Source organism: Acinetobacter lwoffii, from assembly GCF_024129595.1.
Lineage (GTDB): Bacteria > Pseudomonadota > Gammaproteobacteria > Pseudomonadales > Moraxellaceae > Acinetobacter > Acinetobacter lwoffii_O.
The window spans coordinates 1-13,111 of record NZ_JAMXXS010000021.1 but is presented as its reverse complement, the minus strand read 5'-3'; the positions used below and the strand labels follow the sequence as shown (position 1 = coordinate 13,111).

12 protein-coding genes are annotated in these 13,111 nt (G+C 43.1%); 9 read left to right on the top strand and 3 right to left on the bottom strand.

Annotated elements, in window-relative coordinates:
• Nucleotides 1-3: 3 nt before the first annotated feature.
• The gene (locus tag NI466_RS10610; RefSeq protein ID WP_004278992.1) at nucleotides 4-276 is read left to right on the top strand and encodes a YeaC family protein; all 273 of its coding nucleotides are present in this window, start codon (nucleotides 4-6) and stop codon (nucleotides 274-276) included.
• 82 nt (nucleotides 277-358) lie between these two features.
• On the opposite strand, the gene NI466_RS10605 is transcribed toward NI466_RS10610, so the two are convergent.
• Entirely contained in the window at nucleotides 359-1,360 is a 1,002-nt protein-coding gene (locus NI466_RS10605; RefSeq protein WP_253173520.1) for a glycosyl transferase family protein, read from the bottom strand.
• A gap of 409 nt (nucleotides 1,361-1,769) precedes the next feature.
• Here NI466_RS10605 and NI466_RS10600 point away from each other — a divergent pair, with 409 nt between their 5' ends.
• Together NI466_RS10600 and NI466_RS10595 are read left to right on the top strand one after the other, a co-directional pair.
• Nucleotides 1,770-3,113, top strand: a complete 1,344-nt coding sequence (locus NI466_RS10600) for a dicarboxylate/amino acid:cation symporter (protein ID WP_253173519.1) — start codon at nucleotides 1,770-1,772, stop codon at nucleotides 3,111-3,113.
• A 159-nt stretch (nucleotides 3,114-3,272) separates the two neighbouring features.
• Complete coding sequence (locus NI466_RS10595) at nucleotides 3,273-4,415, top strand: acyl-CoA dehydrogenase family protein (protein WP_253173518.1); 1,143 nt, start codon at nucleotides 3,273-3,275, stop codon at nucleotides 4,413-4,415.
• A gap of 86 nt (nucleotides 4,416-4,501) precedes the next feature.
• On the opposite strand, the gene NI466_RS10590 is transcribed toward NI466_RS10595, so the two are convergent.
• A complete protein-coding gene (locus NI466_RS10590) occupies nucleotides 4,502-5,020 on the bottom strand; it encodes a DJ-1/PfpI family protein (RefSeq protein WP_005106495.1) in 519 nt (172 codons plus the stop codon).
• Nucleotides 5,021-5,508: 488 nt separating this feature from the next.
• Between NI466_RS10590 and pheA the strand changes: the two genes are divergently transcribed.
• The 5 genes from pheA to NI466_RS10565 all read left to right on the top strand — a co-directional run bounded on the left by pheA (nucleotide 5,509) and on the right by NI466_RS10565 (nucleotide 11,018).
• Nucleotides 5,509-6,618 carry a prephenate dehydratase gene (gene pheA / locus NI466_RS10585; RefSeq protein WP_004278987.1) on the top strand — a complete coding sequence of 370 codons (1,110 nt, stop codon included), beginning with the start codon at nucleotides 5,509-5,511 and terminating at the stop codon, nucleotides 6,616-6,618.
• A gap of 66 nt (nucleotides 6,619-6,684) precedes the next feature.
• Nucleotides 6,685-7,776: a histidinol-phosphate transaminase gene (hisC, locus tag NI466_RS10580; RefSeq protein WP_004645569.1), complete on the top strand. Its 1,092-nt coding sequence runs from the start codon at nucleotides 6,685-6,687 to the stop codon at nucleotides 7,774-7,776.
• A 3-nt stretch (nucleotides 7,777-7,779) separates the two neighbouring features.
• Entirely contained in the window at nucleotides 7,780-10,026 is a 2,247-nt protein-coding gene (locus NI466_RS10575) for a bifunctional prephenate dehydrogenase/3-phosphoshikimate 1-carboxyvinyltransferase (RefSeq protein WP_253173517.1), read from the top strand.
• A gap of 99 nt (nucleotides 10,027-10,125) precedes the next feature.
• A complete protein-coding gene (locus NI466_RS10570) occupies nucleotides 10,126-10,488 on the top strand; it encodes a hypothetical protein (protein ID WP_216986205.1) in 363 nt (120 codons plus the stop codon).
• On the top strand, nucleotides 10,476-11,018 hold the full coding sequence (locus NI466_RS10565) for a GNAT family N-acetyltransferase (RefSeq protein ID WP_253173516.1): 543 nt from the start codon (nucleotides 10,476-10,478) through the stop codon (nucleotides 11,016-11,018). Before NI466_RS10570 ends, NI466_RS10565 begins: the two co-directional genes overlap by 13 nt.
• Before the next feature lie 33 nt (nucleotides 11,019-11,051).
• Here NI466_RS10565 and NI466_RS10560 read toward each other — a convergent pair whose 3' ends face one another.
• Nucleotides 11,052-11,684: an alpha/beta hydrolase gene (locus tag NI466_RS10560; RefSeq protein ID WP_253173515.1), complete on the bottom strand. Its 633-nt coding sequence runs from the start codon at nucleotides 11,682-11,684 to the stop codon at nucleotides 11,052-11,054.
• A gap of 123 nt (nucleotides 11,685-11,807) precedes the next feature.
• Here NI466_RS10560 and yaaA point away from each other — a divergent pair, with 123 nt between their 5' ends.
• Nucleotides 11,808-12,590, top strand: a complete 783-nt coding sequence (gene yaaA / locus NI466_RS10555) for a peroxide stress protein YaaA (RefSeq protein WP_253173514.1) — start codon at nucleotides 11,808-11,810, stop codon at nucleotides 12,588-12,590.
• Nucleotides 12,591-13,111 lie beyond the last annotated feature (521 nt).

The following is a 13,111-nucleotide window of genomic DNA, read 5'->3' as shown; positions in this document are numbered from 1 at the left end:
ATCATGAATATTGAACAAATGCTTGCCGTACTCAATCCTGAGATTGTTGAACGCCTAAGAACAGCAGTCGAAATTGGAAAGTGGCCAAACGGTGTAGCCTTGACACCAGAACAACGTCAGACCTGTATGCAGGCAGTGTATGCCTGGGAAATGAAAAACCTGCCTGAAAATGAGCGCAGCGGTTATATCGATCGCGGTACTAAAGAAGAGGGTGAAGAGTGTGATGATGATCATCACAAGAATGAACCTGAATTCAAGCCGATTCGTTTTGTTTAAGGCTTAATTCCCAGCCAATAGCAATACAATTAAAAAAAGCATTGTTCATTCACTGAACAATGCTTTTTTCTTTTGCACAAGATTAAACCGCGTGGCGATTCGCCCATAAGATTTTGGCTTTTTGCATCGCAGCTTCAAAGCTGTCACACACGCCCATGGTATATAGCGCAATGCCCATAGTTTCTATCACTGCAATCTCGCCATAATCATGGCTTTGCTGACCGTCCCAGACAGCCTTAAATAGCGCCAGATCCAGTTCTTCTTCAATTGGACTGCGGTTGTCAGTGAGCTTTGGCAATTCATGCTCATAGAGCAGGCCATCTTTAATGCCACAGATGAGCGTTTTGGCATCCGGATTACGCTCGAATTCGCCCCCTTCACCTTTAATCACGGCACTATTTTTATAGCCCAAGCGGAAAGCTGCTTGCTGATGCGAACCACGATATGCTGGATGGAAAATGGCTTGCAGGGTCGCTTTGGCATTAAAGGGATTGATCAGACGCGCCAGGGTATGAATTGGGGAGCGTAAGCCCATGACATTACGCAGCGCAATCAAGTCTGCAAGAATCGGAGAAATTACTTCTAACGGTATGTAAGCAAAATGCTGTTGTAGAAGTTGCTGTTCAACCTCGGCATCATTTTGACAGATTGGATAGCCTAAGTAAGTCAGCACCTGTTCGGTGTAAACGCGGTTCATGGTATGGCCCGAGGCACCATGCATCACAATATTATAACCATGCTTGGCCAGTGTCAGGGCTGCCAGAATAAACCATGGATAATGCTTGCGCTTGCCCGCATATGAAGACCAGTCCAGATCGACATCCAGTTTTTTGAAACTCAGCTGGTCACGTGTCGCCTGTACAAAACCGGCCAACTCATCTACAGATTCTTCCTTGACCCGCAATAACATCAAGAATGCACCTAACTGCACATCCAGCACTTCATTTTTCAAAATCATACTGAAGGCTTGATAGGCTTCATCATAGCAGAGAGAGCGGGCGCCATTTTTCCCTTTACCCACAATGCGTACATATTGGGCAAAGGGATGTTCGAAATCTTTATAAATATTTCTTTTGGTATTCATAACTTTTTACAGCTTGCAGAAAATATTAATGTCAAGGGAGAGGGGGAAAATCCATAAACATTTCAGTATACGTAAAACAATCAGTTAAATCTGATTATCGACTAATGTCTAATCTATTCTGGTTAAAACATAAACAAGCGCATAATAAGTTATGCACATTTAGTCTGAATATTCGGTAAAATTTAGGCAATTTTTAGAGTCTGTTTAATTTTTCTTAATCTCTTTCTCCCATTTAATACTTTGGTCTGATACTTGAGTGTCAGATTCAATGCATGGCTGATTATCATTTTTGAACATTCTCTTGAGCCTTTTGAGACTTGATCCGGTTCATCCTGAGAAGGGATGAAGAGGTCAGTATATTTCTCAAAATGGTCTTTCTTATTTTTGATATCGTTCAAGTAGATTTATTATGGCGAAACAACCAATTTATAAGTCACTGTATTTTCAAGTGATTGTGGCCATTATCGCAGGTATTCTGGTCGGGCATTTTTCGCCTAGTGGTACGCAAATTATCAATGGCGTAGAACAGCATGTCCCTGGCTTGGGCGAACAGCTTAAACCGCTTGGTGATGCATTTATCCGTCTGATTAAAATGATCATCGCGCCTGTGATTTTCTGTACCGTGGTGAGCGGTATTGCGGGTATGGAAAGCATGAAATCAGTCGGTAAGACTGGTGGTGTGGCTTTACTTTACTTCGAGATCGTATCTACGATTGCTTTGGTCATCGGTCTGGTCGTGATTAACATTGTGAAGCCTGGTGTGGGCATGAACGTTGATCCTGCTTCACTGGATACCAGTGGCATTAGTAAATATGTCGCTTCAGGTGAGTCACAATCGACTATCGACTTCCTGATGAACATCATTCCAAATACGGTTGTGGGCGCATTTGCAGAAGGCGAAATCCTGCAAGTTCTATTGTTCGCGATCATTTTTGGTTTTGCACTGCATAAGCTAGGTGATCAAGGCAAGCCAGTCCTGAAACTCATCGACCAGATTTCACATGTGTTCTTCAATATCGTGAATATGATCATGAAACTTGCTCCAATTGGTGCATTTGGTGCGATGGCATTTACAATTGGTAAATATGGTATTGGTTCTCTTGCTCAGCTGGCACAGTTGATCATTTGTTTCTATGTTACTTGCGTACTGTTTATTTTCATCGTATTGGGCTCAATTGCGCGTTTCGCAGGGTTCAGCATCATGAAGATGATCCGCCTGATTCGCGAAGAACTTCTGATTGTACTGGGGACGTCATCTTCAGAATCAGTACTGCCACGTATGTTGAAGAAACTGGAACTTGCCGGTGCAGAGAAGTCGGTGGTAGGTCTGGTGATTCCAACTGGTTATTCATTTAACCTGGATGGTACGTCGATTTACTTGACGATGGCTGCAATCTTTATTGCGCAAGCAACCAATACGCAACTTGACTTGTCTCATCAAATTACCCTGCTTCTGGTACTTCTGATCTCATCTAAGGGTGCGGCAGGCGTGACTGGTTCAGGCTTTATTGTGATGGCGGCAACTTTGGCTGCTGTAGGGAATATTCCTGTTGCAGGTCTGGCATTGATTCTCGGTATCGATCGTTTCATGTCTGAAGCTCGTGCCTTGACCAATCTGGTCGGTAACTCTTTGGCGACTTTAGTGGTTGCGAAATGGGTGGGCCAGTTAGATATGGACAAGCTGAAATATGCTTTAGCAAATCCTGCAGAAATTGACGAAAAAATGGCACAAGAAGGCAATAACGCTCACTAATTTTGAGTCTGTCTTTCATGTCTAAAAGGGAAGCTTCGGCTTCCCTTTTTTATTGACTGTGAAGTTAGTAAAAAGATGAATGCCGGCACATGACAGGGAGCAGGAAAGTCGATAGTCTGTGAAAAGGAAACTAAAATGATAAACAACAAGGACAATAGAATGCTTGCCTACGATGCCGATCTAGAATTATTCCGCGATAATTTTAAACGCTTTATGAACGAACATGTCGCACCGTACTACGACCAGTGGGAACGTGAAGGTCTGATGCCGCGTTCAGTCTGGAATGCACTCGGTGAAAATGGCTTCTTGTGTGTCGATGTTCCAGAAGAATATGGTGGCTATGGGGTGCCGACCGATTATTCCTTGATGCTGATCGAAGAATCTGCACGTGCCGGATACAGTGCCATTGCCACAGGTCTGTCTTGTCATTCCGATATTGCAGCACCGTATATCCTGCATATTGGTACTGAAGAACAGAAAAAATACTGGTTACCAAAAATGGTCACCGGTGAAGTGGTCGGTGCGATTGGCATGACCGAGCCAGGTGCAGGTTCAGATTTGCAAGCCATGCGTACTAGTGCCATCTTGCAGGATGAATATTATCTGTTAAATGGCTCAAAAACCTTCATTTCCAATGGTCAGCATGCTGACTTGGTGGTGCTTGCGGTCAAAACCGATCCTCAAGCCCGAGCTAAAGGCGTTTCATTGCTGCTGGTCGATACCCATCTGGAAGGCTTTAAAAAAGGCACTAATCTGCACAAGATTGGTCTGCATGCTCAGGATACGTCTGAACTGTTCTTCGACAATGTTAAAGTGCCAAAGGACCAATTACTGGGTCAGCCGGGACAGGGATTTGCTTACCTGATGCAGGAATTGCCACGTGAGCGTACCGCCATCGCTGCCACCGCTCTAGGCGCCATTCGTGGCTCGATCGATGTGACCACACAATATGTGAAAGAGCGTCAGGCTTTTGGTCAGGTGATCGGTCAATTCCAGAATACCCGCTTTGTACTGGCGCAAGCGAAAATTGATGAATTGGCGACCGCAGCATTTTATAACCAGAATCTTGAGCTTTATATGCAAGGGAAACTGGATGTCGAAACTGCAGCGGCATTGAAAAGTTTTTCTACCGATATGCAGATGAAAATCGCGGACAATCTCCTGCAATTATTTGGGGGTTATGGCTATATGACTGAATATCCAATTTCACGTTTCTTCGTTGATGCGCGGATTCAGCGGATTTATGGTGGTACTAATGAAATCATGAAAGAGATAGTGGCACGTGGTCTGTTAGGACGTTAATAGCTCACTCATAAAAAAAGAGTCCCGAAGGACTCTTTTTTTATAGGGGGAGAACATAGCCAAGATGAGAAATATTTTTTAAGACTTTATGATTTTAAGACATCCAAACATTCATGAATAAAAATGGGTAAATCATTGGGTAGACGCGATGAAATCAACTGATTATTGTCATTCACCAGTTCTGCATCATAATACGTTCCACCGGCACGTTGTACGCGACTGGCATGCGCGCGAATACTGGTAATAATTCGATTTTTCAGCACATCTGCTTCACACAGTAATAATGATGCATCACATAAACTAAAGATGGTTTTCTTGGCTTGATTAAAAGCCTGGATAAATTGCAGCACCCGCATATCGGTAGATAAAGAAACTGCAGATTCACCGCCAGGAATCAGCAAGGCATCAAAATCATCAATACTGATTTGTTCGATGTCCCGGTCAATCGTCACTGCAGAACAGCCATGCAGACCATAGACCACTTTTCCTGCATTAAACTCAATATTACAGATGCTATGCTTTGCTTCAAGCAAAGCCGCAACGGGTTCAAGATATTCCTGATCTTCAAAATTATTCGTCAAAAGTACAGCTATTCTTTTTGGCATGACTGACACCCAAACGCTTGTTTTAAGTTAGACTATCTATGATTGGTTAAAAAATCGTCTCTGCTTTGTAATTGAGTAGTGATTTAATGTAAAAAAATAAGTGAAATCAAAGAGAAGTTGATAAAAATGGGGTTGCAGAGTGTGCATTTTATTGTGAAATCTATCTTAGATATAAATGGTTCAAAAATGACGTTTGCAAAGCAATTATTTTAATTTTCTTATGCTTAAAACCGCTATATAGATTAAGAAATAGTGATATTTCATCTTCCTTAAAATCAGTTAATATGGACAGGCAAAGTTTACAATTTAATAATGTAAATCAAGCAGAAAAGCTGAAGTAAATGTTACCAGATATGACTAAAAGCGATAAACGGTTAAAATCAACTGTATGTTTTTAAGACTTAATCTACCAATGTCATATTGCGTAACCTTTGAAAGCTCACTATTGTTATACTGAACAGATAAGGTTTATGAAGGGCGACAGAACAATGATCAACGACGATCAAAACACCACGACTTCTCTTGATTTGGTAAAAATTCGTGAAGATATCGATTCTGTTGATCAGCAAATTCAGCAATTGATTAACCGTCGGGCACGTTTGGCTGAAGCTGTGGCAAAAGCAAAGTTTGCCTCAGAAGAGAATCCGCTGTTTTACCGTCCAGAACGTGAAGCTCAGGTTTTGCGTAATGTCATGGAACGTAATGAAGGGCCATTGTCTGATACCACCATGGCACGTCTGTTCCGTGAAATCATGTCGGCCTGTCTGGCACTTGAAGCTCCGCAAAGCATTGCTTTCCTTGGCCCAGTCGGGACTTATACCCATTCTGCGGTACTCAAGCACTTTGGTCATGATGCTGTGGTTCGTCCTTTACCGACCATTGATGAAGTTTTCCGTGATGTGGAAGCGGGCAGTGCCCATTATGGTCTGGTACCGGTAGAAAATTCCTCTGAAGGCGTGGTCAACCATACGTTGGACTGTTTCAAAACCTCGAACCTGAATGTGATTGGCGAAGTTGAATTACCGATTCACCATCAGTTCCTGATTTCTGAAAATACCCGTAAAGACAGCATCAAACAGATTTATGCGCATCAGCAGACTTTGGCACAGTGCCGTAAGTGGCTGGATGCGCATTATCCAGGTGTGGAACGTGTCGCTTTAAGTTCCAATGCGGAAGCAGCACGCCGTATTCGTAATGAATGGCATTCTGCTGCAATTGCCTCTGAAATTGCTGCGAGCATTTATGATCTCGAAATCATGCACAGCAATATCGAGGACAATCCGGAAAATACCACACGCTTCCTGGTGATTGGCCGTGAAAAAGTGCCACAAAGTGGTAATGACAAGACTTCATTACTGATTTCAGCACATGATCGTGCCGGGGCTTTGCTGGAAATTCTGGCGCCGTTTGCCAAGCACAATATCAGTCTGACCAGCATTGAAACCCGTCCTGCACTTCCTGAAAAATGGGCTTATGTGTTCTTCATTGATCTTGAAGGCCATATTGAGCAGGAACACGTGAAAGCAGCCATTGAAGAAATTCGTCCTTTGGTTAAAGAAGTTCGCGTGCTCGGTTCATATCCTGCAGCTGTACTTTAAGTCAGCTATCCGTGGTCAGGGCGAGGGTGCTGACCACTGTTTTATACCTAAAATTGGAAGTCTAAAATGTCGTTTGTTCCAGCCAATTCAGGCATCTCAAAATTAAAGCCATATCAACCGGGTAAGCCGATCAGTGAACTTGAGCGCGAGTTGGGTCTTACCGATATCGTCAAACTGGCTTCAAATGAAAATCCGCTGGGTTGTTCAGATAAAGTCAAAGAAGCGGTCGCTGCGGAAATTGCTGAAATTGGCCGTTATCCAGATGGTGGTGGTTTTATCCTGAAAGATCAGATCAAAACCCAGTTTGGTTTTAATCATGATCAGATTACTTTGGGGAATGGTTCAAACGACTTACTGGAAATGTTTGCCCGCGCATTCGTTTCAGAAAATGATTCTGTGGTGTATAGCCAGCATGCTTTTGCAGTTTATGCATTGGTAACTCAAGCCATTAATGCACAAGCGATCGAAGTACCAGCTAAAGGCTTTTCGCATGACCTTGAAGCCATGGCGGCTGCCATTCAGGACAACACCAAACTCGTTTTCATTGCAAACCCGAATAATCCGACGGGAACCTGGTTCGAAGAAGCTGAATTTGAAGCTTTCATGCAAAAAGTTCCTGCTAATGTCATCGTGGTTCTGGATGAAGCCTATGTGGAATATTTCCCGGAAAACTTCAACAGCTTGAAATTCCTTGCGCAATATCCAAACCTGATCGTTAGCCGTACTTTGTCGAAGTGTTATGGTTTGGCTGCACTACGTGTTGGTTTTGCTCTGGCTTCAGTTGAAGTGACAGATTACCTGAACCGTATTCGTCAACCATTTAATGTCAACCATCTTGCGATGGTGGCTGCGGTGGCTGCACTGAAAGATGAAGATTTTATCGCGCGTTCTCGTGAAGTGAATAAAGCCGGTATGGCGCAACTTGAAGCTGGCTTTAAGGCTTTGGGTCTTAACTATGTACCTTCACGTGCCAACTTTATTCTGGTAGATGTACAAGCAGACCCATCAGCGACCTTCAATGGTTTGCTTAAGCAAGGGGTGATTGTGCGTCCGGTCGGTATTTCTAATCACATTCGTGTATCGATTGGTACTGAAGCAGAAAATGCGAAATTCTTGAGCGCATTGGCTAAAGTACTCGGTTTAGAGGCAAAAGCTTAAACCATGTCGCAGCCACTGTTTGAAAAAGTTGCATTTATCGGGCTTGGACTGATTGGTTCAAGTCTGGCGCGTGTCATTCGAGCCGAGCATTTGGCCAATGACATTGTTGCATCGACACGTTCACAAAAGACTTTGGAAGATGCTAAATCTCTTGGCCTGATTTCCGAAGGCTATGCCGATCCTGTAGAGGCGGTCAAAGGCGCTGATCTGGTGGTACTGGCATTGCCGGTACGTGCCACGCAAAAGGTGCTGGAAGCTATCAAGCCTTATTTATCTGCCAATACCATTATTACTGATGTGGGTAGTACCAAAGGTAATGTGGTCGATGCAGCGAAAGCGGTTTTTGGCGATGAACTGCCTGAAGGTTTTGTACCGGGCCATCCGATTGCAGGTGCCGAGCATACCGGGGTGCATGCAGGTAAAGTTGATTTATTTGCCAATCACAAGGTGATCTTGACGCCACTGCCAAGCAGTGCAGACTGGGCCGTCGATAAACTGATTCAGCTGTGGCAAGCGGCGAAAGCCGAAGTGATTTGTATGGATGTTGATAAGCACGATGAAGTGCTGGCGCATACCAGTCATCTTCCGCATCTCATGGCATTCAACTTGGTTGAGCAATTGGCCAAGCGTGAAGACAATTTAGATATATTTCGTTATGCTGCCGGTGGCTTCCGGGATTTCTCGCGAATTGCCGCTAGCGATCCACAAATGTGGCATGACATCTTTTTTGCCAACAAAAAAGCAGTTCTGAATGCTGTCGATGGCTTTGAACAGCAGCTCGCGATTATCCGCAAATTGATTGAAGATGAAGATTCCCACGCATTGATGGGCTTATTGGGTCATGCGCAGGCAGCTCGCCAGCATTTTAACCATATGCTCGCCAAGAAACCTTTCATGGAGAAAAACAAAGTGACACAACAATTTACCATTCAGCCGGGTGCCAAGAAATTTCAGGGTAAATTTACCGTGCCAGGTGACAAATCTGTGTCACATCGCTCGATCATGTTTGGTGCGATTGCTGAAGGTACCACGCATGTGACTGGCTTTCTGGAAGGGGAAGATGCTTTAGCGACACTGCAAGCTTTCCGTGATATGGGAGTGAGTATCGAAGGCCCTAAAAATGGCGAAGTCACCATTCATGGTGTTGGTATGCATGGCCTTAAAGCGCCACAGTCTGCCATTTATATGGGCAACTCGGGCACTTCAATGCGTTTGCTATCCGGTATGTTGGCTGCACAAAAATTTGATTCTGTGATGACCGGTGATGCTTCACTGTCTAAACGTCCAATGGAACGCATTGCCAAGCCTTTACGTGAAATGGGCGCGCAGATCCAGACTACGGGTGAGCGCGGCACGCCACCTGTATCCATAACTGGCAATCAAAACCTGAAAGGGATTCAGTACGATTTGCCAATGGCCTCTGCTCAGGTGAAATCGGGAATTTTACTTGCAGGCCTGTGGGCGGAAGGTGAAACTTCGGTAACTGAGCCTGAACCAACTCGTGACCATACTGAGCGTATGCTGCGTGCATTTGGTTATGAAGTGAAAACCGAAGGCAACCGAATTTCACTGCAAGGTGGTGGTAAGCTGGTTGGAACCAATATTCAGGTGCCTTCTGATATTTCTTCAGCAGCCTTCTTTATGGTGGGTGCAGCCATTACTGAAAATTCGGACGTCACCCTTGAAGCAGTCGGTATTAACCCGACCCGTACTGGTGTGATTGAAATCCTCAAGCAAATGGGTGCTGACATTACGGTTGAAAACGAGCGTATTGCGGGCGGTGAACCGATTGCCGATATTCGTATTCGTGGTACACGTACATTAAAAGGCATTCATATGCCGGAAGATCAGGTGCCATTGGCCATTGATGAATTCCCTGCATTATTCATTGCAGCGGCATGTGCGGAAGGTCAAACGATCCTGACGGGTGCGGCTGAACTGCGTGTCAAAGAATCGGACCGTATTCAGGTCATGGTGGATGGTCTTCAAACCATGGGTATTGACTGTACCCCAACTGAAGATGGCATTATTATTGAAGGTAAAGGCAAGTCTGGTGACTGGTCGCCAATCTTTAGCGGTGGTGAAATTGAATCACATCATGATCACCGTATCGCGATGAGTTTTTCGATTGCCGGTTTGCGTAATTCTGAGCAGATCAAGATTGTCGGAACCGAAACGGTCGCAACCAGTTTCCCGACGTTTACAGAATTGACCTCAATTGCAGGACTGCCAATTCAAGTGTCAGAATAATTTTTAAAATTATGTGAAACAGCCAAGCTTTTGCTTGGCTGTTTTGTTTATATTGCTTATGCTAAACCCATATAAGAAAAAAGCCATTTGGAAGTAGCGATGCGAAAATTAAAATTCATGGCCAATACCCAGAACCAAACACCACGGGATAGTCAGGAAACCCAGGAATATGTAGCACACTTGCTTGCCGAAAAATTAGGCAAATATGGTTTTCAGACTTTAAGCCAAAGTGGAGCTCAGGTTGCTGTTAGTGTGGAAGAACATGCGCTGCCTTTATCGGTAAGTTGCGAAACCAGAGATGAACAAGGGCATCTGATCTGTGAAATTGCCTCATATCCTGAAGAAGAACAGGACTGGCTGGATCGTATCACCGAAAGAAGTTTGCTTAATCAGCTTGCACAGGCAGTGGAAACCTCTCTAAAAGAGCAGGAAAGCTTTAGCGAGTTTGAATGGAAGAACTAATTCAACAGACTCAATCAGCTTTGCCCACACTGCAAACTAAACGCTTGATCCTGAATTGTTTTAAATCAGCCGATGCCGAAGAAGCTTATGCTTCAATTACGCCGAGTTTGACACGTTTTATGGCGTGGGATGCACCAGAATCTGAACAGGAATTTGCAACAGTCTGGAAAAATTGGCTGGAAAATATGACCGATCATAAAGAATATGTATTTGTGATCCGTCATATTGAAACACAAGAATTTATTGGACTATGTGGTTTGCATCGACTTGATGATGAAATACCTGAAGTCGGTATTTGGATCCGTGAAACCGCGCATGGTCATCATTATGGACATGAAGTAGTGCATTGTGTTGTGGCCTATGCTTTCAATACATTAGGGCTTCAAGTCTTAAGCTATCCGGTAGCAGAAGAGAACTGGGCTAGCCGTAAAATTGCAGACCGCTTGGGCGGAAAAATTATCCGTTACATCGATAAGCCTAAATATCGGGCTGTGATGTATGAAATTTTTGCAGAAGATTTTGTCTTTTAATAAAAAAACCCATCATCTGATGGGTTTTTTTATTTAGCCAAGCGCTAAGTACCGGGTCATTGCGATCCGCAATTGCTTTAAATAGCCGGTAAAGAAATGGTTGGCACCAGGTAATACGGTCACTAAATGGCGTTGTGGCTTTGCCCATTCAATCATATCTGAGAGCAAAGTCACTTCATCGGCTTCACCATGAATGAACAGGATGTCGCCTTTAATTGCAGGCGTAACATAATGGCGAATACCAGCCACTGTTGCAGTCGGCAGACCACATAAAATGGTTTGCTTTGGTTGCAATTCTACCGGTAAGGCTGCATAACTTTTTGCCATGACATGCGCACCAAAACTAAAACCGCCTGCATAAAAAGGCAGGGCAATATGCTGGTTGCGAGCGAACCGAATGAGTTCTAATACATCATCCGTTTCACCGAAGCCCTCGTCGTGTATACCTTCACTTTGACCAGAACCACGGAAACTTGGACGATACACAATACAGCCACGCTCCAAATACATTTGTGCCAGTAAAACCGGGACCTTATGTTGTGGTGTACCGCCTTGCAATGGATGGGGGTGACAAACTACCGCGAATCCTTTCACTTCACCCTGAGGATAATCCACAAAAACTTCAATCTGACCCGCAGGCCCTTGAAGAAAAATTTGCTCGGGCATATAAAAACCGATGATTAACAGGAGAATCGTGCATTTTAACGATTATGGTGAATAAAAACATGAATTGGAATTAAAATAAGCAGACTGATATAGTTTAATTAATCATTTTTTGACCAGGTTGCCATGCTCGCTTTAATTTCTCCAGCCAAAACTCTCGATTACGATACTCCATTACCGACTGACCAATTTACTCAAGCGAGATTATTAGAACATTCACAGGACTTGATCAAAGTTTGTCGCACACTTTCTGCAACAGAAATTTCCAGCTTAATGAGTGTCAGTGAAAAGATTGCCAGTTTAAATACCGCACGTTTTAATGACTGGCAGCCAGATTTTAATTTAGCCAATGCCCGTCAGGCGATTTTTGCATTTAAAGGCGATGTCTATACAGGTCTGGATGCTTATAGTTTGAAACATGAAGATCTGCACTATGCACAAGACCGTTTACGCATGTTGTCTGGATTATATGGACTGTTACGTCCTTTGGATCTAATGATGCCGTACCGTCTGGAAATGGGAACCAAGTTAGCCAATTCCCGCGGGCATAACCTATATGACTTCTGGGCGCATCACATTACTGATCTGATTAATCAGGATCTAGCAGCAGCAAATTCTGAAATCCTGGTGAATATCGCCTCTGATGAATATTATAAATCAGTCAACGAGCGCAAAATTCAGGCGGACATTATCAAGCCGGTATTTCTGGATCAGAAAAATGGCAAATATAAAGTGATTAGTTTCTATGCCAAAAAAGCACGGGGTCTTATGGCGCGTTTTATGATTGAAAATAAAATTGATCGTGTCGAAGAGCTAAAAGCTTTTAATACTGATGGCTATTATTTTGATGCAGACAGTTCACTCAAGGGAGAACTGGTATTCAAGCGTGATGAACAACTGAGTGCATAAATGAGATGATTCCCGGTATCCAGCATGAGGATATGTATGCCGGATATTGGGATGTCTTTATTATGGTTAGGTTCTTAACTAGTGTTCAACGTTTTGACTCTATGATGAGTGAAGTGTGGATGAACTGCATAATGAAAACTTCAAGATAGTTAAAAATAAAAAATATCGTTAAACACTTTGAAATCCCTCGCAAAATCTCCCTTATTTAGATCATTTTATTTTAAAAATTAAAGTTGAGCATTCTTGGAAAAGGCCGATAAAATAAACCGAAATAAGTTCTATTGAATAGGTTAGATTTCATTTATCTACATATTTTAATTTTGAATAAACTTCTTTTAGGTGGTTTAAAAAATATATTAAATTCAATTATTTAGTTTTTTTAAAAGGATTTTTAATAGGATCGATTTTTTGAAAAAAGAATTATAAATTAATTAGGGTGTGTTGACACTTTTAGCTTAAAAAAATAGCGAAGTAGTAAAATCAAATCGCCAAACCCAATTTTACTATTCGCTATGCCTCGT

Excerpts from the sequence above, each read along its gene's own strand:
- NI466_RS10610 (WP_004278992.1), top strand. The coding sequence starts at position 4 with ATGAATATTGAACAAATGCTTGCCGTACTCAATCCTGAGATTGTTGAA.
- NI466_RS10605 (WP_253173520.1), bottom strand. The coding sequence starts at position 1,360 with ATGAATACCAAAAGAAATATTTATAAAGATTTCGAACATCCCTTTGCC.
- NI466_RS10600 (WP_253173519.1), top strand. The coding sequence starts at position 1,770 with ATGGCGAAACAACCAATTTATAAGTCACTGTATTTTCAAGTGATTGTG.
- NI466_RS10595 (WP_253173518.1), top strand. The coding sequence starts at position 3,273 with ATGCTTGCCTACGATGCCGATCTAGAATTATTCCGCGATAATTTTAAA.
- NI466_RS10590 (WP_005106495.1), bottom strand. The coding sequence starts at position 5,020 with ATGCCAAAAAGAATAGCTGTACTTTTGACGAATAATTTTGAAGATCAG.
- pheA (WP_004278987.1), top strand. The coding sequence starts at position 5,509 with ATGATCAACGACGATCAAAACACCACGACTTCTCTTGATTTGGTAAAA.
- hisC (WP_004645569.1), top strand. The coding sequence starts at position 6,685 with ATGTCGTTTGTTCCAGCCAATTCAGGCATCTCAAAATTAAAGCCATAT.
- NI466_RS10575 (WP_253173517.1), top strand. The coding sequence starts at position 7,780 with ATGTCGCAGCCACTGTTTGAAAAAGTTGCATTTATCGGGCTTGGACTG.
- NI466_RS10570 (WP_216986205.1), top strand. The coding sequence starts at position 10,126 with ATGCGAAAATTAAAATTCATGGCCAATACCCAGAACCAAACACCACGG.
- NI466_RS10565 (WP_253173516.1), top strand. The coding sequence starts at position 10,476 with ATGGAAGAACTAATTCAACAGACTCAATCAGCTTTGCCCACACTGCAA.
- NI466_RS10560 (WP_253173515.1), bottom strand. The coding sequence starts at position 11,684 with ATGCCCGAGCAAATTTTTCTTCAAGGGCCTGCGGGTCAGATTGAAGTT.
- yaaA (WP_253173514.1), top strand. The coding sequence starts at position 11,808 with ATGCTCGCTTTAATTTCTCCAGCCAAAACTCTCGATTACGATACTCCA.